At 68.8% G+C, this 17,244-nt stretch carries 17 protein-coding genes and 1 pseudogene; 14 read left to right on the top strand and 4 right to left on the bottom strand.

Annotation, left to right across the window (positions count from 1 at the left end; all coding sequences use genetic code 11):
- Positions 1–167 (bottom strand): annotated as a pseudogene (locus AC3WQM_RS22760) (quinone oxidoreductase); the annotation flags it as partial.
- Positions 168–364: 197 nt separating this feature from the next.
- Between AC3WQM_RS22760 and AC3WQM_RS22755 the strand changes: the two are divergent.
- From AC3WQM_RS22755 to AC3WQM_RS22745, 3 genes are read left to right on the top strand one after another with little or no spacing between them, the layout of a single operon-like run.
- Complete coding sequence (locus AC3WQM_RS22755) at positions 365–1,336, top strand: Bug family tripartite tricarboxylate transporter substrate binding protein (protein WP_492681882.1); 972 nt, start codon at positions 365–367, stop codon at positions 1,334–1,336.
- Positions 1,337–1,367: 31 nt separating this feature from the next.
- On the top strand, positions 1,368–2,210 hold the full coding sequence (locus AC3WQM_RS22750) for a TauD/TfdA dioxygenase family protein (protein WP_307694966.1): 843 nt from the start codon (positions 1,368–1,370) through the stop codon (positions 2,208–2,210).
- Positions 2,211–2,260: 50 nt separating this feature from the next.
- Complete coding sequence (locus tag AC3WQM_RS22745; RefSeq protein ID WP_492681880.1) at positions 2,261–3,319, top strand: beta-keto acid cleavage family enzyme; 1,059 nt, start codon at positions 2,261–2,263, stop codon at positions 3,317–3,319.
- A 94-nt stretch (positions 3,320–3,413) separates the two neighbouring features.
- Here AC3WQM_RS22745 and AC3WQM_RS22740 read toward each other — a convergent pair whose 3' ends face one another.
- Both AC3WQM_RS22740 and AC3WQM_RS22735 read right to left on the bottom strand, forming a co-directional pair.
- Positions 3,414–4,454 carry an AraC family transcriptional regulator gene (locus tag AC3WQM_RS22740; RefSeq protein ID WP_062477242.1) on the bottom strand — a complete coding sequence of 347 codons (1,041 nt, stop codon included), beginning with the start codon at positions 4,452–4,454 and terminating at the stop codon, positions 3,414–3,416.
- 25 nt (positions 4,455–4,479) lie between these two features.
- A complete protein-coding gene (locus tag AC3WQM_RS22735) occupies positions 4,480–5,460 on the bottom strand; it encodes a Bug family tripartite tricarboxylate transporter substrate binding protein (protein WP_492681878.1) in 981 nt (326 codons plus the stop codon).
- A 234-nt stretch (positions 5,461–5,694) separates the two neighbouring features.
- On the opposite strand from AC3WQM_RS22735, the gene AC3WQM_RS22730 reads away from it, so the two are divergent.
- From AC3WQM_RS22730 to AC3WQM_RS22715, 4 genes are all read left to right on the top strand, one after another.
- Entirely contained in the window at positions 5,695–6,753 is a 1,059-nt protein-coding gene (locus tag AC3WQM_RS22730; protein WP_095948779.1) for a beta-keto acid cleavage family enzyme, read from the top strand.
- Between the two features lie 105 nt (positions 6,754–6,858).
- Complete coding sequence (locus tag AC3WQM_RS22725) at positions 6,859–8,013, top strand: aromatic ring-hydroxylating oxygenase subunit alpha (protein WP_492681876.1); 1,155 nt, start codon at positions 6,859–6,861, stop codon at positions 8,011–8,013.
- 129 nt (positions 8,014–8,142) lie between these two features.
- Positions 8,143–8,748: a TetR/AcrR family transcriptional regulator gene (locus tag AC3WQM_RS22720; protein WP_492681874.1), complete on the top strand. Its 606-nt coding sequence runs from the start codon at positions 8,143–8,145 to the stop codon at positions 8,746–8,748.
- Between the two features lie 51 nt (positions 8,749–8,799).
- Positions 8,800–9,777: an NAD(P)H-dependent flavin oxidoreductase gene (locus AC3WQM_RS22715; RefSeq protein WP_492681872.1), complete on the top strand. Its 978-nt coding sequence runs from the start codon at positions 8,800–8,802 to the stop codon at positions 9,775–9,777.
- On the opposite strand, the gene AC3WQM_RS22710 is transcribed toward AC3WQM_RS22715, so the two are convergent.
- A complete protein-coding gene (locus AC3WQM_RS22710; protein ID WP_101488879.1) occupies positions 9,778–10,530 on the bottom strand; it encodes an IclR family transcriptional regulator in 753 nt (250 codons plus the stop codon).
- Positions 10,531–10,716: 186 nt separating this feature from the next.
- Between AC3WQM_RS22710 and AC3WQM_RS22705 the strand changes: the two genes are divergently transcribed.
- From AC3WQM_RS22705 to AC3WQM_RS22675, 7 genes are all read left to right on the top strand, one after another.
- Positions 10,717–11,499, top strand: a complete 783-nt coding sequence (locus AC3WQM_RS22705; protein ID WP_492681870.1) for an enoyl-CoA hydratase/isomerase family protein — start codon at positions 10,717–10,719, stop codon at positions 11,497–11,499.
- Entirely contained in the window at positions 11,496–13,118 is a 1,623-nt protein-coding gene (locus AC3WQM_RS22700) for an acyl-CoA mutase large subunit family protein (RefSeq protein ID WP_492681868.1), read from the top strand. The genes AC3WQM_RS22705 and AC3WQM_RS22700 overlap by 4 nt, the downstream gene beginning before the upstream one ends.
- Positions 13,115–13,534, top strand: coding sequence for a cobalamin B12-binding domain-containing protein (locus tag AC3WQM_RS22695; RefSeq protein WP_369645949.1), 420 nt, complete (start codon positions 13,115–13,117; stop codon positions 13,532–13,534). The genes AC3WQM_RS22700 and AC3WQM_RS22695 overlap by 4 nt, the downstream gene beginning before the upstream one ends.
- A 61-nt stretch (positions 13,535–13,595) precedes the next feature.
- Complete coding sequence (locus tag AC3WQM_RS22690; RefSeq protein WP_369645950.1) at positions 13,596–14,729, top strand: CaiB/BaiF CoA transferase family protein; 1,134 nt, start codon at positions 13,596–13,598, stop codon at positions 14,727–14,729.
- Positions 14,726–15,640, top strand: coding sequence for an ArgK/MeaB family GTPase (locus AC3WQM_RS22685; protein WP_492681866.1), 915 nt, complete (start codon positions 14,726–14,728; stop codon positions 15,638–15,640). The genes AC3WQM_RS22690 and AC3WQM_RS22685 overlap by 4 nt, the downstream gene beginning before the upstream one ends.
- Positions 15,637–15,960 carry a hypothetical protein gene (locus tag AC3WQM_RS22680; protein WP_492681864.1) on the top strand — a complete coding sequence of 108 codons (324 nt, stop codon included), beginning with the start codon at positions 15,637–15,639 and terminating at the stop codon, positions 15,958–15,960. Before AC3WQM_RS22685 ends, AC3WQM_RS22680 begins: the two co-directional genes overlap by 4 nt.
- An 83-nt stretch (positions 15,961–16,043) precedes the next feature.
- Positions 16,044–17,237 carry an ABC transporter substrate-binding protein gene (locus AC3WQM_RS22675; RefSeq protein ID WP_492681862.1) on the top strand — a complete coding sequence of 398 codons (1,194 nt, stop codon included), beginning with the start codon at positions 16,044–16,046 and terminating at the stop codon, positions 17,235–17,237.
- Positions 17,238–17,244: the final 7 nt, after the last annotated feature.

Raw genomic sequence — 17,244 nt, 5'->3', positions numbered from 1 at the left:
AGCGCGAGCGGATAGCGCCCGGTGCGGAAGTAGATGTCGATGAAGTTGACCGCGATGAGGCTGTGGCGCACGCGCGCCTGGCCCGGGCCGGGCTCGCCGACCTCGACGTGTTCGAGCTTGAGCACGTCGGCGCTGCCGGTCTCGTGGAAGCGGATGGCCTGGTTCATGGTGCGTCTCCTGGGGTGTGTGGGGGCTGGATGGAACGGATTCTTGCGGCGCGTGGCGGCGGCGGGAAGCGTGGTCTTGGCGATGTCCCAAATTGGCAAATCGATGCCCCAATAAAGCAAGAAATGCGGGCGGGGTGCGCCGGATACTGACGGCATCGGCCCACCGAGGCCTGCAAGACAACAACCGGAGACACCCCATGAAACTGCTGCAATTTGCACGCGCCGCCGCCGTGGCACTGGTCGGATGCTCGATGGCCCTCGGGGCCTGGGCGCTGGGCGACAAGCCCGTCAAGCTCATCGTTCCCGCGCCGCCGGGCGGCACGATGGACATCGTCGCCCGCGTCGTCGGGCAGCAGATGGCGCTGGACATCGGCCGCCCCGTGATCGTCGAGAACCGCCCCGGCGCGGGCGGCTCCATCGGCCTGCAGGCCATGCTGCAGGCGCCGGCCGACGGCAACACCATCGTGATGGCGGCGAGCAACGTGCTGGCCGAGACGCCGCAGGTCGTGAAGATGCCCTTCGATCCGCTGAAGGACGTGGTGCCCATCGGCTCGGTGGCACGCTCGGGCGTGGTGCTCGTCACGGCCGCGAACTTCCCGGCCAAGGACTTCCAGGGCCTGCTCGCCGAACTGAAGACGCGCAAGGGCAAGGCCAGCTTCGCCAGCTACAGCCCCGGCACCGTGTCGCAGTACGCGGGCCTCATCCTCAGCGACCGCGCCGGGCTCGACCTGCAGCACATCGGCTACCCCGGCTCGCCGCCCGCGCTGCAGGACCTGCTGGGCGGCCAGGTCGACCTGATGTTCGACGGCATGCTCACCTCGATGCCGCTCATCAAGGCCGGCAAGCTGCGCCCCTATGCCTTCACCGGCAAGACCCGCTCGCGCTTCCTGCCCGACCTGCCCACCACCACCGAGCTGGGCTACCCCGACCTGCAGTTCCGCGGCTGGGTCGGCTTCATCGGTTCCGCCAAGCTGCCGGCCGACGTGCTGGCCAAGCTGCACGCCGCGATCGAGAAGGCCGGCCAGGCGCCCGCCGTGCAGCAGAAGCTGCTCGATGTGGGCCTGGAGCCCGAGCTCAGCGTCGACACGCCCGCGCTCATCGCCGAGACCCGCGCGCTGTCCGAGCGCAACGCCGCCATCGTCAAGAAGTACCGCATCCAGGCGAACTGAGCGGCACGCGCCATTCCATCGAAGACCTCTCATGAAGATCAGACCCCTCACGCCGTCCATCGGCGCCGAAATCTCGGACGTCCACCTGGGCGAGGCCTCGCGCGACCCCGAGTGCTTTGCGGCGATCCGCGCCGCGCTGCTCAAGCACAAGGTGCTTTTCTTCCGCGGCCAGGACATCGAGCGCGCCGAGCACGTCGCTTTTGCACGCTGCTTCGGCGAACTGGAAGACCACCCCGTGGTCGGCAGCGACCCCGAGCACCCGGGCCTCGTGCGCATCTACCGCAGCGACAACAAGCACAGCTACGAGAACACCTACCACTGCGACGGCCTGTGGCGCCAGAGCCCCGCGATGGGCGCGGTGCTGCGCTGCATCGAGTGCCCCGAGGTCGGCGGCGACACCATCTGGGTGAACATGGTGCAGGCGCACGACGAGCTGCCCGACGAGATCAAACAGAAGATCGGCAAGCTGCGCGCCAAGGCCAGCATCGAGCATTCGTTCGGCGCCGTGATGCCGATGGAAGCGCGCCTCAAGCTGGGCCAGGACCATCCGCCCGTGGAGCACCCCGTGGTGCGCACGCACCCCGAGACCGGCGAGAAGGTGCTCTACGTGGGCAGCTTCACCACGCACTTCGTGAACTACAGCACCCCCGAGAACGTGCGCCACGGCATCGACAAGACACCGGGTGCGGCGCTGCTGCTGAACTACCTGCTCAGCCGCGCGACCATTCCCGAGTACCAGGTGCGCTGGTCGTGGCAGCCGGGCGACGTGGTCGTCTGGGACAACCGCAGCACGCAGCACTACGCGCTGAACGACTACTGGCCCGCGCCACGAAAGATGGAACGCGCCGGCATCGTCGGCGACGTGCCGTACTGAACATCGCCCCCGCATCCGCCCCCCGCCTTGCCACCTGACAGACGCACGCCATGAACTTCCTCGACGGCCACCTCTTTCCCGAAAACCAGCAGCCGCTGATCATCACCGCCGCGCCCTATGCACCGGGCTGGCTTCCTTCCGACTTCCCGGGCGAGATCCCGGTCACGATGGAAGAGCAGATCCAGAAGGCGGTCGATTGCTACAACGCCGGGGCCACCGTGCTGCACCTGCATGTGCGCGAACTCGACGGCAAGGGCAGCAAGCGGCTGTCGAAGTTCAACGAGCTGATCGCCGGCGTGCGCGCACGCGTGCCCGAAATGATCATCCAGGTGGGCGGCTCGATCAGCTTCGCGCCCGAGAGCGAAGGCGCCGCCGCCAAGTGGCTGAGCGACGACACGCGCCACATGCTGGCCGAGCTGGAGCCCACGCCCGACCAGGTGACGGTGACGGTCAACACCTCGCAGATGAACGTCACGGAGCACGCCGAGCTGGCGGACTTCAAGGGCACCTCGCGAGAGATCCCCGCCATCTTCGAGGCCTACAAGGAGATGACGGTGCCGGCGCAGCCGGGTTGGGTCGAGGAGCACATCCGCCGCCTCACGAAGGCGGGCATCCAGAGCTCCTTCCAGTGCTACAACATCAACAGCTTCGAGTCGGTCGAACGGCTCATGCGGCGCGGTGTCTACAAGGGCCCGTTGGTGATGAACTGGGTGGCGATCAGCGGTGGCATGGACGCGCCGAACATCTACAACCTGGCCAACTTCGTGCGCGCCGTGCCCGACGGCGCCGTGCTCACGGTGGAAAGCTCGGTGCGCAACGTGCTGCCCGTGAACATGATGGGCATCGCCATGGGCCTGCATGTGCGCTGCGGCACCGAGGACGTGCTGTGGAACCAGACGCGCACCGCCAAGATCGGCACGGTGGCGCAGATCGAGCAGCTGGTGGCGATCTCGCGCCAGTTCGGCCGCCCCATCGCCACGGCGCAGCAGGCACGCGAGATCTCGAAGATCGGCGTGTTCTACGAGACGGCCGAGGAGTCGCTCGCGGCCAACGGCTTCGCGCCGAACCGCAACGGGGGCAACCAGGGCTTCCTGCGCAAGGCGGCCTGAGAAGAAGGACGATGGCGATGCCGAGGCGTTTCACGCACGCCGCCTGGCGCCTGCTGGAGGGCATCGCGCATGCCCTGCGCCACGAAGACCTGGTTCAGAACGCGCGCACTGCGCCCTGAGCCACTGCGCCGGCCGTCTGCTTGCTCCATTGCGAGGCGCTGCAGCCGAAGTGGTGGCGGAACCAGTGGCTGAAGCTGCTGGGCCCCGAAAACCCCAGCAGCTCGGCCACCTCGCTCAGCGGCAGGTCGCTGTCGCGCAGGTGGCGCTTCACGAGGTCGGAGCGCACGTCGTCGAGCAGGCGGCTGAAGGTGAGGCCTTCGGCCTCGAGCCGGCGGTGCAGCGTGCGGCGGTCCACGCGCAGGTGCCGCGCCACTTCCTGCGCCGTGCAGCCGCCGCCGGGCATCAGCGCCAGGATGAGTTCGCGGCAGGCTTCGCGCGTGCTCTCGCCGCGGTCTTTCAGCGCGGCTTCGAGGTACTCGCGCGCGAAACGCGCCACGCCCTGGTCGCCCGATTCGCGTGGCTTGCGCAGGTCGGCCGCCAGGCACACGAGGCCGTTGAAATCCTGGTTGAACTTGACGTTGCGACCGAAGAAGGCGCGGTGCGCCGCCATGTCCGCCGGCGGGCGGTGCGTGAAGCACACCTGCTGCGGGCGCCACTGCGGATCGATCAGCTCGCCGAGGATGCGGAACATGATGCCCACGGCCAGCTCCATCGACTGGCGCATCGGCAGCCCGGGGCTGGGCAGCAGGTCTTCCTGGATGATGACCATGTCGCCCGTGTCCTCGAGGCGAAAGCTCAGCGAGGCGTTCACCAGCTTCAGGTAGCGGCCCAGCGTGTCGAGCGCGTCGCGCGGCGTGGGTTCTTCCTTGAGCACGACGCTGATGGGGCCCAGCGCCGACAGCTTGCGCTGCGCCGCCAGCCGCAGCGCGAAATCTTCGGTGCGCGTGGCGCGCGCGGTGATCTCGAGCAGCTCGCGCACCGCGTCGCCGGGGATCAGCGTCTCGGGGTGCTCGAGCAGCTGCGCCTTCAGCCCTACGGTGCGCATGAAGGCATGCGGGTCGCGGCCGAGCGACTGCACCAGCTCCACGTAGCCGCTGAGGCTCGCGCTGCGCATCAGTCGACCGAGGTGCTTCATGGTGGCTGTGGAAAGGGCCCCGTGTTCACTCGGGGCTGATCTTGAGTTGCAGTTTCTCGATGATGGCCCGATTGTGGGCGGTCGTGGCGTCCAGCGTCTGGCGCAGCTGCACCAGCGTCGCCTCGCGGGGCGGATCGTAATTCTGCGCGAGCAGCGCCTCGCGGAACTTCGGCGCCTGCACGGCCCGGGCCACCTCGGCGCGGATTTTCTCCTGCAGCGCCGGCGGCATGCTGCTGAGCACGAACACGCCCACGCTCGCGTCGGGCATCACGAAGTCGGGCAGGCCCAGCTCGCCGAAGGTGGGCACGTCGGGCAGGAAGCGCGAGCGCCTGGGCGACGCCACGGCCAGCGCCTTGATCTTTCCGCTGCGGATCAGCGAGGTGACGTTGCTCACCACCTCGAAGGTCAGCTGCACCTGGTTGCCCATGAGATCGACCAGCGCCGGCGCCGAGCCCTTGTACGGCACCACGAGGATGTCGTTGCCGCTGCGCGCGCGCAGCATCTCGCCCAGCAGGTTGGAGCGCGTGCCCGTGCTCAGGTTGGCCACGCTGACCGAGCGCGGGTGCGCCTTGGCATGCGCCAGCAGGTCGTTCACCGTGTTCGGCGGGAAGCCGGCATTGGCCACCAGCACATGGAACATGCCCGTCACTTCGCCGACGTAGGTGAAGGTCTTCAGCGGGTCGAAGGGCGTCTTCACCGTGAGCGGGATGTCGGACAGCACGCTCGACGGTCCGACCATCAGCGTGTAGCCGTCGGCCGGCGCGGCCATCAGCGCGCGCTCGGCAATGACGGCGGAGCCGCCCGGCTTGTTGTCCACCAGCACGGTCTGGCCGAGGTTCGTGCGCAGCTGTTCGGCGAGCAGCCGCGCCGCCGCGTCGGAGATGCCGCCCGGCGGCGCGGGAACGATCAGCCGGAGGGGCTTGTCGGGCCAGGCCTGGGCCGAGGCCGTGCCGCAGCACAGCGCGGCCAGGAAGAGAAGGGAGGCTCGCAGCAGATGCACACACATGGTTCGTCCTCAGGTGGAAGAGACAAAGGCGTGCGGATTCTGCGGCGCCACCGCCGCTGAATGCTTGGCGCCACGCGTCGGCCACTTACCGGATCGCGACAGCGACACCTGTCTTTGCACGCGCCGTTTCAATGCCCCAAAAAGGCAAAACCGCGCCCCCGATGAGCAAGAAATTTTCGCAGCTGCGCCAGAAACTTTGGCTGCAAGCGCAACCTTTTCACCGGAGACAACCCCATGAACTTCCTCGACGGCCACCTCTATCCCGAGAACCAGCAGCCCCTGATCATCACGGCCGCGCCCTATGCGCCGGGCTGGATTCCCGCCGATTTTCCGGAAGACATTCCGGTCACGATGGAAGAGCAGATCCAGAAGGCGGTCGATTGCTACGAAGCCGGCGCCACCGTGCTGCACCTGCATGTGCGCGAGGCCAACGGCAAGGGCAGCAAGCGCCTGTCGATGTTCAACGAACTGATCGCCGGCGTGCGCGCCCGCGTGCCCGAGATGATCATCCAGGTGGGCGGCTCCATCAGCTTCGCGCCCGAGGACGACGGCGCCGCCGCCAAGTGGCTCAGCGACGACACGCGCCACATGCTGGCCGAGCTCACGCCCAGGCCCGACCAGGTCACGGTGACCGTCAACACCACGCAGATGAACGTGACCGAGCACGCCGGCCTGGACGACTTCAAGGGCCTGTCGCGCGGCGACCCGCGGCTGTATTCGACGTACCGGGACATGATCGTGCCCTCGAACCCCAGCTGGGTGGAAGAGCACATCCGCCGCCTCACGGCCGCGGGCATCCAGAGCGAGTTCCAGTGCTACAACATCAACAGCTTCGAGACCATCGAACGCATGATCCGCCGCGGCGTCTACAAGGGCCCGCTGGTGATGAACTGGGTGGCCATCAGCGGCGGCATGGACCAGGCGAACATCTACAACCTGGCCAACTTCCTGCGCGCCGCACCCGACGGTGCGGTGGTCACGGTCGAGAGCTCGGTGCTCAACGTGCTGCCCGTGAACATGATCGGCATCGCCCTGGGCCTGCACGTGCGCTGCGGCATCGAGGACGTGCTGTGGAACCAGACCCGCACCGGCAAGATGAGCTCGGTCGAGCAGATCAAGCAGCTCGTGCGCATCGCGACCGAGTTCGGCCGCCCCATTGCCACCGCGCAGCAGGCGCGCGAGATCATGCAGATCGGCGTGTTCTACGAGACCACCGAAGAGACGTTGCAGGCCAACGGCTTCGCACCCAACCGCAATGGGGCGCAGCAGGGCTTCCTGCGCAAGCCGGCCTGATACCACCGCCGTCTCGGGGGCGGTTGACGTACCGACTGGTCAGTCGGTAGACTGGGCCGATCGCGCAGCTCACCGGGCTGCATCGCATCGCACAGAAAGCCCCCGATGAGCGAGAACTTCGCAGCCGAACTCCATCGCCGAGCGACCACGGCCCTGCAGGCCGGGCGCGCCGACGCGCAAGGGGAGGGCGACCGCGTGCCGGTCGGCCAGTACACCGACGAGGCCATCGCTCGCGACGAGCGACGGCTGCTGCAGCGGCATCCGCAGCCGGTGGCCGCCAGCGCATTGCTCGCCTCGCCGGGCGCGTGGCTGTCGCTCACGCACACCGGCGTGCCGCTGCTGCTGGTGCGCCAGGAGAGCGGGCAGGTGCAGGCCTTCTTGAACGTGTGCCGCCACCGCGGCGCGCGCGTGGTGCCCGAGGGCAGCGGCAGCGAGGCGCGCGCCTTCGTCTGCCCGTACCACGCGTGGACCTACAAGCCCGACGGCGCCCTGCGCGGCGTGCCCGAGTCCTTCGGCTTTCCCTGCCTGAAGCAGGACGAGTCGGGCCTGCGCCGGCTGGCCACCGTCGAGCGCGCGGGCGTGGTCTGGGTCGTGTGCGATCCGTCGCAGGCGGACAGCGACCCCGGGGCGCACCTGGGCGCGCTCATGGACAACCTCGAGTCGCTGGCCGGGCTGCGCGCGCCCGTGGCCTATGCGCCGCGCACGTACGAGGTCGAGGCCAACTGGAAGCTGCTGGTCGACGGTTCCTTCGAGGCCTACCACTTCAAGGTGGCGCACCGCGAGACCATCGCCCACATGTTCCTGCACAACCTGCAGGTCATCGACGAGTTCGACCTGAACCGGCGCCTGTACCTGCTCAAGTCGAAGTTCCAGGAACACCGGCCCGACGCCGCCGGTTTCGATCCGCGCCGCTACGGCAACCTGACCTACTTCTTCTTTCCCAACACGACCATCCTGGTGCAGCCCGACCACGCGCAGCTCAGCATGCTGGAGCCGCTGGGTGCCACGCGCACGCGCGTGCACGAGCTCACGCTGATTCCCGAGGCGCCGGCCTCGGAGAAGGCGACCGCGCACTGGGACGCCAACGTGGCGCTGTACCGGCGCACGCTCGCGGAAGACTACGCGCTGGCCGAGTCGATCCAGGCCGGGCTGGCGTCGGGCGCGAACGACGCGCTCAGCTTCGGCGCCTTCGAGTACAGCGCGCCGCGCTTCCATGCGCAACTCGCGCAGCAGGTGGCGGCGATGCCGGCCGCACGCTGACGCGCGAGGGTGTCGCGCGTGCAACAACCAGACCACAAGACACAAGAAAGAATGGCGCGCATCGCGTCTGATCGCCGGTCGCGTCTTCGCGGCATGCGCTCTTGCGCATGACGCATTCCAGAACCGCCGATGGCCACCCTTGCCCCCTCCCGTAAAGAAACGATCCTCGCGCGCGCCGAGCAGCACTTTGCCGACCATGGCTTCCAGGGCGCGTCGCTGTCGGCCATTGCGCGCGACTGCGAGGTCGGCAACCCGGGGCTGCTGCACCACTTTGCGAGCAAGGAGGTGCTGTACCGCGCCGTGCTCGAGAAGCAGGCCGAGGACCTGACGGCGCGCATCTGCAAGCGCGTCGAGGCGGCCCCCGACCTGCCTGCGCGGCTGCAGGCCTTCGTCGCGCTGCAGGTCGAGTGGATGCACGCACGGCCCACGGGCTTCAAGCTCGTCACGCGCGAACTGCTCGACAACGCCGAGCGCATCCAGCATGCGCAGACCCGGCCGCTCGAAGGCTTCCTGCAAGCCAGCCTGGGTCTGGTGGCGGCAGCGCAGGCGGCCGGCCTCGTGCGCGACGACCTGTCGGCCGTGGTGGTGCTCACGCTCATCTTCGGCACGCTGAACTACGCCAAGATGGCGCGGCCCACCTTCGCCAAGACCTTCGCAGAGCCCGCGCTGAAGAACGACACGGCCTGGATGAAGGCGATGGCGCGCGACGTGCTGCGCGTCATCTCGCCGCCCTGATTTCTTCTTTCTCGCTTTCCTTCCCAGCAACCCCGACCAAAGGACGTTCCCTTGAAAACCCGCATCACCGAACTCTTCGGCATCCGCCACCCGATCATCCAGGGCGGCATGCACTACGTCGGCTTCGCCGAGCTGGCTGCGGCCGTCTCCAACGCCGGTGGCCTGGGGATCATCACGGGCCTCACGCAGAGGACGCCCGAGCTGCTGGCGCGCGAGATCGCGCGCTGCCACGAGATGACCGACAAGCCCTTCGGCGTGAACCTCACCTTCCTGCCGACCTTTGCCTCGCCGCCGTACCCCGAGTACATCGCGGCCATCGTCGAAGGCGGCATCAAGGCCGTGGAAACCGCGGGCCGCAGCCCCGAGGCCTACATGCCGGCGCTGAAGGCCGCGGGCATCAAGGTGATCCACAAGTGCACCTCGGTGCGCCACGCGCTCAAGGCCGAGCGCATCGGCTGCGACGCGGTGAGCGTCGACGGCTTCGAGTGCGGCGGCCACCCCGGCGAGGACGACGTGCCCAACATGATCCTGCTGCCGCGCGCGGCCGAAGAACTGAAGATCCCGTTCGTCGCCTCGGGCGGCATGGCCGACGGCCGCAGCCTCGTGGCCGCGCTCGCGCTGGGCGCCGAGGGCATGAACATGGGCACGCGCTTCATCGCGACCAAGGAAGCGCCGGTGCACGCCAACGTGAAGCAGGCCATCGTCAACGCCTCGGAGCTCGACACGCGCCTGATCATGCGTTCGCTGCGCAACACCGAGCGCGTGATCAACAATGCGGGCGTGGAGCGCCTCATGGAGATCGAGCGCGCCAAGGGCGACGCGCTGAAGATCGACGACATCATGGACCAGGTCGCCGGCATCTACCCGAAGGTGATGACCGAGGGCCACATGGACGCCGGCGCCTGGAGCTGCGGCATGGTGGCCGGGCTGATCCACGACGTGCCCAGCTGCGCGGAGCTCATCGACCGCATCATGGCGCAGGCCGACGAACTCATCACCCGGCGCCTGGCGGGCATGCTGAAGGGCTGATCAGCCCCGCTCGACCTGCCGCGCCAGGAAGCTGCAGCTGGCCACCAGCAGCCGCGCTACCTCGGCCACGCTGGATTCGATGCGGTGCTGCGGACCGGCCACGGCCACCGCCACCGTGTCGTTGTGCAGCTGCAGGAAGGCCGCCACGGCCCACACGTCGCTCACGTTCTCGCCGCGTGTCACGAAGTAGCCGAGCTTGCGGCTGTCGAGCACGTCGGCCACCAGCGCCTCGTGCGCGGTCTTGGTGGTGGCGGTCACGGCGGGCAGCGTGCGCTCCTTGAGCCAGGTGCGTAGCTCGGGCTCCTTCAGGCTGCCCAGCAGCGCCTTGCCGATGGAGCTGGAATGCAGCGGCTTGAACTCGCCGGGCTTGGCCGAATAGCGGATGGGGTGCAGGCCCTCGACCACCTGCAGGTAGATCACCGAATCGCCCTGGCGCTTGCCGAGGATCACCGTCTCGCGCGTGGCGTCGCGCAGCCGCTCGAGCACCGGCGTGGCGCGTTCGATGAACGGGTCCTTGGCGCTGATGTCGTGCATCACGTCGAACATGCGCCGCGTCGGGTAGAGCGCGCGCGGCCGGCTCAGCGTGTACAGGTAGCCGCGCGCGGTCAGCGTCGAGACGATGGCGTGGCAGGTGCTCTTGGGCACGCCCACGGCCTCGGCCAGTTCGGTGAGCGACAGCGGCCGCTGGCTCGCCTGGAAGGCTTCGAAGATGTCGATCACCCGCGCGATCGCGGTCACGGTGACGCCAGTCATGGGCGCTTCTCCTGAACGGTGGAACGGACCGGGCGACGAAATTCAGCCGCCTGAACAAACGGGATCGGCGAGCGCGATCCGCGCGGTCATTCTGTCATTCGTTCGTAATGCTGAACATAGGTTCTTGTTCCCGAATAAGTCGGTTCCTACGATGGGCCCACGACAGTTCGACGGAGACATACCAAGGTGCAGCAAGCCAGCCAGGACATCACAGTGGACGCACACGCCGACGGCGTGGTGTGGATCACCATCGACCGCGCCGCCAAGCACAACGCCCTCGCGGGCCGCGTGCTCACGGCGCTGGCCCAGGCGGTCGCCGCGCACGGGGCCCGGCCCGACACCCGGCTCGTCATTCTTCGCGGCGCCGGCGAGCGCTTCTTCGCTGCGGGCGGCGACCTGGTCGAGCTCTCGGACGTGCGCGACGAGGCCGCCACCCACGCGATGGTCGAGCGCTCGCGCGGTGCGCTCGACGCCGTGCGCCGCTGCCCGGTGCCGGTGCTGGCGTACCTCAACGGCGACGCCATCGGCGGCGGGGCCGAACTGGCACTGGCCTGCGACATGCGCCTGCAGGCCGCGCACGCGCGCATCGGCTTCATCCAGGCCAAGCTCGCGATCAGCACCGCCTGGGGCGGTGGCCCTGACCTGTGCCGGCTGGTGGGCGGTGCGCGCGCGCTGCGCATGATGGGCCGCTGCGAAATGGTCGACGCGGCGCAGGCCCTGCAGTGGGGCCTGGCCGATGCGTCGATTGCAGACGGCGCCGACGGCGAAGACCTGCGCGCGTTCCTTGCGCCGCTGCGCGCGCATCCGCCGCAGGTGCTGCGCGGAATGAAGGCGCAGCTCATCGCGTGGCGCGAGGGCGCCTCGTACGGCGCGCGCCGCGAGGTCGAGCATGCGCAGGTGCTGGCCACGTGGCTGCACGACGACCACTGGCAGGCCTCCGACCGCTTCCTTGCCAAGGCCGCCCGATGAAGCGCGACGACCTCATGCCCAGCGCCGTCAACGAGCCGCGCCTGTACCCCACGAGCCCGACCGGCATCGAGGTGCCCGCCAGCGTCGGTGCCGACGCCGTGCGGCCCGAGCGCATCGGTGAGCCCGGCGCCTACCCCTTCACGCGCGGCATCTTTCCGGACGGCTACCAGGGCCGGCTGTGGACCATCCGCCAGTACTCCGGCTTCGGCACCGCCGAGGAATCGAACGAGCGCTACAAGTTCCTGCTGGCCAAGGGTCAGACGGGGCTGTCGGTGGCGCTGGACCTGCCGACCCAGTGCGGGCTCGATCCCACGCACCCGATGGCGCGCCCCGAGATCGGCAAGGTCGGCGTGTCGCTGTCGAACCTCAGCGAGGCGGAGATCCTGTTCAAGGACCTCGACCTGTCGCGCATCTCGACCTCGTTCACCATCAACGGCACGGCCGCGATCATCTATGCGATGTACCTGGCGGTGGCCGACAAGCAGGGCGTGCGGCGCGACCAGCTCACCGGCACCATCCAGAACGACATCCTCAAGGAGTACGTGGCGCGCGGCACCTGGATCTTTCCAGTGCGTCCGTCGATGCGGCTCATTGCCGACACCATCCTGTACTCGAACGAGGTCTCGCCGCGCTTCAACCCGATCAGCATCGCCGGGGCGCACGTGCGCGACGCGGGCGCCACCGCCGCGGAGGAAATGGCCTATACGCTGGCCAACGGCCTAGCCTATGTGGACGAGCTGCGCGCGCGCGGCGGCGACGTCGAGAAGTTCGCCAAGCGGCTGTCGTTCTTCTTCTATGTGCACATGGACTTCTTCGACGAGATCGCGAAGTTCCGCGCCGGCCGCCGGCTGTGGGCCCGCCTCATGAAGGAGCGCTACGGCGTGCAGGACCCGAAGGCCCAGCACTTCCGCTTCGGCGTGGTGTGCGGCGGCTCGTCGCTGGTGGCGCCGCAGCCCTACAACAACGTGGTGCGCGTCGCGGTGGAAACCATGGCCGCGGTGTTCGGCGGCGCGCAGTCGATCTTCACCTGCGCCTTCGACGAGGCCTTCCAGATCCCGACCGAGTTCTCGGCCGAGCTGGCGGTGCGCACGCAGCAGATCCTGGCCTACGAAAGCGGCATCGGCCGCACCGTCGATCCGCTGGGCGGCAGCTATTTCCTGGAGCAGCACACCGACCGCATCGAAGAGCAGATCGTGCGCGTGATGGACGAGATCGACGCCTACGGCGGCGTGGTGCGCGCCATCGAGGAAGGCTGGATCCAGATGCGGCTGGCCGAGCGCGGCCTGGAACGCAAGCTCGACAACGACGCCGGGCGCACCGTGGTGGTGGGGCAGAACCACTTCAGGAAAGAGAACGAAGAGGTCAAGGTCGGCGAGGTCTTCACGCTCGACCCGACCGTGGCGCAGCGCGCATTGGAGAAGTTCCAGCGCACGCTCGACACGCGCGACAACGCGGCCGTGGCGCGTGCGCTCGCGCGGCTGTCGGCCGCGTCGGCCAAGGACCGCGAGAACGTCATGCCCTACCTCGTGGAGTGCTGCCACGCCTACGCCACCGTCGGCGAGATGGTGGCCTGTCTCAAAGCCCAGTGGGGCGAATTCAAGGAGCCGGTGAACCTATGAGCACGCAGCAACCAGGCACCGCCGCGCTCGCGGCCCGGCGCATCCTGATCGGCAAGCCCGGCCTCGACGGCCACGACATCGGCGCCAAGATCATCGCCCTGACCCTGCGCAACGCCGGCGCAGAGGTGATCTACACCGGCCTGCGCCGCAGCCCGCTGCAGATCGCGCAGGTGGCGGTCGACGAAGGCGTCGACGCGGTCGGCCTGAGCATCCTGTCGGGCAGCCACAAGGAGCTGGTGTCGGACGTGATCGCGCAGCTGCGCGAACTGAAGGCACACGACGTGAAGGTGTTCGTCGGCGGCACCATCCCGGCCGAAGACCATGCCCACCTGCGCGCACTCGGCGTGAGTGCGGTCTTCACGGCGGACATGCCGCTGGAGCAGGTGGTGGCGTCGCTGGCGGAGTGTTTGGCATGAGCGCCGCGCCGGGCCGCCCCAAGCAAGCTCGCACCGCAGTGCGAAGCACGGAGGCACTCCTGTGAGCGCGGTTGGGCCGCTCGACGGCATCCGCATCATCGAGGTCGGCCACATGTTGGCCGGGCCGTACTGCGGCCTGATGCTGGCCGACATGGGCGCCGAGGTCATCAAGATCGAGACGCCCGAAGGCGACATCGCGCGCAGTGTCAGCCCGCACTTCATCGGCCCGCACAACGCCTACTTCGCCAGCCTCAACCGCAGCAAGAAGAGCGTGGTGCTCGACCTCGCGAGCACCGAAGGGCAGGAGGCGCTGGGCCGCATCGCCGAAACCTCGCACGCGGTAGTCACCAACCTGCGGCCCTCGGCGATCCGCAAGCTCGGCCTCACCTACGACGCCATGCGGCAGTGGAACGAGCGCATCGTCTGCGTGGCGCTCACCGGCTACGGCCTGGACGGCCCGCACGCCGACAGCCCCGCCTACGACTACGTGATCCAGGCGCTGACCGGCGTGATGGCGCTCACCGGCGACCCCGACGCACCGCCCACCAAGGCCGGCTACTCGGCCGTCGACAACTCGGCGGGGCTGGTGGCCGCCATCGGCCTGCTGGCCAAGATCGTGCAGGGCAAGGGCGGGCAGGTCGACGTCGCGATGTACGACGTGATGCTCTCGCAGCTCAATTACCTGGCCGGCGCCGTGCTCAACGCGGGCGAGACCATGGCGCGCCAGGCCGATTCGTCGCACCCCTACGTGGTGCCGGCACAGATCTTCCCGACCGCCGACGGCTGGCTCACGCTCTTCATCACGCACGACAAGTTCTGGAAGATCTTCTGCGACGAGGTCGGGCATTCCGAATGGACCACCGACGCGCGCTTTTGCACCATGGCCGGCCGGCGTGCGCACCGCACCGAGGTCATCGCCGCCATCGCGCAGCTGCTGCGCGGTGCGCCGGCGGCCGAGTGGGTGCGGCGGCTGGTGCCGCTGGGCGTGGTGGCGGCCGAGGTGGGCACGCTCAACGACGCGTTGTGCGGCGACATCGCCACCGCGCGGCGGCTGGTGGTGTCGCTGGGCGACGGCAGCCTGCCGCTGCAGGCCGTGGCCAGCCCGGTGCGCTTCGACGGCTTCACGCCGCGCTACGGCCTGCCGCCGCTGCTCAACGAGCATGCGGACGAGGTGCTGGGCAAGGTGGCGGCATGAACATGGACGCGGCGCCGCTCGATCGGTGGGCCTTGAGCCGCGAACTCACGCGGCTGGCCAACGCCGACCCGATGGCGCTGGCGCGCGAGCCGCTGCGCGATCCGCCGTCGCATGCGGCGCGGCGTGTCGGCATCACCGGCGCGCCGGGCGCGGGCAAGAGCACGCTGGTCGGCCACCTGGCGCAGCTGCGCGCGCCGCGCGGACGCCTGGGCGTGCTGGCCGTGGACCCGAGCAGCCCGAAGAGCGGCGGCGCCATCCTCGGCGACCGCGTGCGCATGGACGAGCTTGCGGGCAATGCGCAGCTGTACATCCGCTCGCTCGGCTCGCGCCGCACCGGTGACGGGCTGGCCGACAACCTGCCCGAGATGCTGGAACTGATGGACCGCTTCGGCTTCGACGAGGTGCTGCTCGAAACCGTCGGCGTGGGCCAGGCCGAGCACGCCGTGCGCGCGCAGGTCGACACGATGGTGCTGGTGCTGCTGCCCGACAGCGGCGACATCGTGCAGGCCATGAAGGCCGGCATCATGGAAATGGCCGACATCTTCGTGGTCCACAAGGCAGACCTGCCGGGCGCGCAGCGCATGGCGACCGACATCCGCCGCATCGCCACGATGGCGCGCCACGCCCCGGGCGACTGGGTGCCGCCCATCCTGCTGAGCGCGGCCGGCGACCCGGCATCGCTGCAGGCGCTGTCGGACACCATCGACCGCCACCAGGCCTGGCACGCGCAGGCGCCCGAGGTGCGCGCGATGGCCCGCGCACGGCGCGCGCGCTACCGGCTGCGGCGCCTGCTGGAGTTGCGCATCGGGCAGTTCATCGCGCGCCAGGACGGTGCCTTCTTCGACAGGCCCATCGCCGAGCAGCTGGTGCGGGCCGTGGCCGCGTTGCCGCATGCGCAGGAGGGCGCATGAAGCGCGACGCCATCCGCACGCTCAAGAGGTCGTTGCGCGCCGGCGGCGAAGCGCACGCCTCGCCGCAGCAGGCGCAGGACGCCCGTGCGGCGGCGCTCGCCCTGCTGGAGCGCAGCGTGGCCATGCGGCACGACCGGCTGGCGATCCATCGGCTGCTCGACGCCGTTCGGCTGCGCGCCCCCGTCGCACCCGCGCTCTGGGCGCACTGCGAGGCCGTGGCGGCCCGCATGCCGGGGCCGGTGCGGCCGCAGATGTTGCAGCTGCTGCGCCACCAGTCGGCGCAGCGTGCAAGCGATGGGAGCCACGCAGCGGACCGATAGCGTTCGAAACCTACGACAGAAGAAGGAGACAAAAAATGCAAAAGCATGCGACGAAAACAAAAGAGATTCCAAGGACACCGCCCTTGCGCCGGCGCATCGCGGCGGCCGTGCTGGCTGCCGTGGCCGCACCGGCCTTTGCGCAGGGCAGCGACGACGTCGTTCGCATCGGCGTGATGGCCGACATGAGCGGCCTGTATTCCGACATGGGCGGCGCGGGCCTCGTGGAGGCCGTGAAGATGGCTGTCGCCGATGCGGGCGGCACCGTGAACGGCAAGAAGATCGAGGTGATCACCGCCAACCACTCGGCCAAGCCCGACATCGCCGCCACCAAGGCGCGCGAGTGGTTCGACACGCAGGGCGTGGACATGATCATCAGCGGGCCCAGCTCGGGCACCAGCCTGGCCATCGCGAAGATCGCGGCCGAGAAGAAGAAGGTCGTGATGGTGACCGGCGGCGTGGCCGCGCAACTCACCAACGAAGAGTGCTCGCCCTACACCGTGCACTACCTGTACGACACCGTGGCGCTGGCGCGCGGCACCGGCGCCGCCATGACGCGCCAGGGCGGCAAGAGCTGGTACTTCCTGACAGTGGACTACGCCTTCGGCGACTCGCTCGAGAAAGAGACCACGCAGGTCGTGCTGGCCAACGGCGGCAAGGTCGTGGGCAGCGTGCGGCATCCGCTGTCGGCCACCGACTTCTCGTCGTTCCTGCTGCAGGCGCAGGCCTCGAAGGCGCAGGTGCTGGGCCTGGCCAACGGCGGCGGCGACACCATCGGCGCCATCAAGGCCGCGCAGCAGTTCGGCGTCACCAAGTCGATGAAGATCGCCGGCCTCATGCTCTTCATCACCGACGTGCATGCGCTCGGCCTGAAGCTCACCAGCGGCATCAACCTGACCGAGGCCTGGTACTGGGACACCGACGAGCGCTCGCGCAAGTGGTCGGCCCGCTTCTTCGACAAGATGAAGAAGATGCCCACCAGCATGCAGGCCGCCAGCTATTCGGCCGCGCTGCAGTACCTGAAGGCCGTGGGCACCGCCGGCACCGACAGCGCCGACCCGGTGATGACGCAGCTGCGCACGCTGAAGATCGACGACATGTACACGTCCAACGGCTACATCCGCGGCGACGGCCGCATGGTGCACGACCTGCAGCTCATGGAGATCAAGAGCCCGGCCGACTCCAGGCGCCCGTGGGACTACTACAAGCCGGTGCAGCGCATACCGGGCGAGCAGGCCTTCGCATCGAAGGCGGAATCGAAGTGCAAGAACTGGAGTTGAGGCGGCC

The organism is Variovorax sp. FW301-JW7 (assembly GCF_058788795.1).
Note: the sequence above shows the minus strand (reverse complement) of the source record. Positions and strands in the feature narration are given on the sequence as shown.

What these genes read in the sequence shown, in the direction of transcription:
- AC3WQM_RS22745 (WP_492681880.1), top strand. Translation starts at nt 2,261, where the DNA reads ATGAACTTCCTCGACGGCCACCTCTTTCCCGAAAACCAGCAGCCGCTG.
- AC3WQM_RS22730 (WP_095948779.1), top strand. Translation starts at nt 5,695, where the DNA reads ATGAACTTCCTCGACGGCCACCTCTATCCCGAGAACCAGCAGCCCCTG.
- AC3WQM_RS22750 (WP_307694966.1), top strand. Translation starts at nt 1,368, where the DNA reads ATGAAGATCAGACCCCTCACGCCGTCCATCGGCGCCGAAATCTCGGAC.
- AC3WQM_RS22735 (WP_492681878.1), bottom strand. Translation starts at nt 5,460, where the DNA reads ATGTGTGTGCATCTGCTGCGAGCCTCCCTTCTCTTCCTGGCCGCGCTG.
- AC3WQM_RS22710 (WP_101488879.1), bottom strand. Translation starts at nt 10,530, where the DNA reads ATGACTGGCGTCACCGTGACCGCGATCGCGCGGGTGATCGACATCTTC.
- AC3WQM_RS22695 (WP_369645949.1), top strand. Translation starts at nt 13,115, where the DNA reads ATGAGCACGCAGCAACCAGGCACCGCCGCGCTCGCGGCCCGGCGCATC.
- AC3WQM_RS22700 (WP_492681868.1), top strand. Translation starts at nt 11,496, where the DNA reads ATGAAGCGCGACGACCTCATGCCCAGCGCCGTCAACGAGCCGCGCCTG.
- AC3WQM_RS22720 (WP_492681874.1), top strand. Translation starts at nt 8,143, where the DNA reads ATGGCCACCCTTGCCCCCTCCCGTAAAGAAACGATCCTCGCGCGCGCC.
- AC3WQM_RS22755 (WP_492681882.1), top strand. Translation starts at nt 365, where the DNA reads ATGAAACTGCTGCAATTTGCACGCGCCGCCGCCGTGGCACTGGTCGGA.
- AC3WQM_RS22685 (WP_492681866.1), top strand. Translation starts at nt 14,726, where the DNA reads ATGAACATGGACGCGGCGCCGCTCGATCGGTGGGCCTTGAGCCGCGAA.
- AC3WQM_RS22725 (WP_492681876.1), top strand. Translation starts at nt 6,859, where the DNA reads ATGAGCGAGAACTTCGCAGCCGAACTCCATCGCCGAGCGACCACGGCC.
- AC3WQM_RS22680 (WP_492681864.1), top strand. Translation starts at nt 15,637, where the DNA reads ATGAAGCGCGACGCCATCCGCACGCTCAAGAGGTCGTTGCGCGCCGGC.
- AC3WQM_RS22740 (WP_062477242.1), bottom strand. Translation starts at nt 4,454, where the DNA reads ATGAAGCACCTCGGTCGACTGATGCGCAGCGCGAGCCTCAGCGGCTAC.